The 299-nt window shown below is 48.2% G+C and carries 1 pseudogene; it reads left to right on the top strand.

The annotated features are described in order from the left end of the window. Positions 1 to 299, top strand: a pseudogene (locus tag IQ282_RS14905) (IS3 family transposase); the annotation flags it as partial.

The following is a 299-nucleotide window of genomic DNA, read 5'->3' as shown; positions in this document are numbered from 1 at the left end:
TAGAGCCATCAGGTCAAAGGCTCACAAACAGGCCATCGCACAACAGGTAATAGTACTGGTACGCGCCATGCGCAGCGTGATGCCCAGGCTGGGGGGAAGGAAGTTATATTATAAACTTCAGACGGAACTATCAGAGCTAAATGTTGGAAGGGATAAACTCTTTAGGATTCTAAGGGCCAACCATATGCTGGTACAGCCCAAGAGGAGCTATCACATAACGACAGACTCCCACCATAGGTTCAGGAAGCATAAAAACATAGTGGGCAACATAGAGATCGACAAGCCGGAACAGGTATGGG

The sequence above is a fragment of the Nonlabens antarcticus genome, assembly GCF_015356755.1.
In the GTDB taxonomy this organism is placed as follows: Bacteria; Bacteroidota; Bacteroidia; order Flavobacteriales; family Flavobacteriaceae; genus Nonlabens; species Nonlabens antarcticus.
Note: the sequence above shows the minus strand (reverse complement) of the source record. Positions and strands in the feature narration are given on the sequence as shown.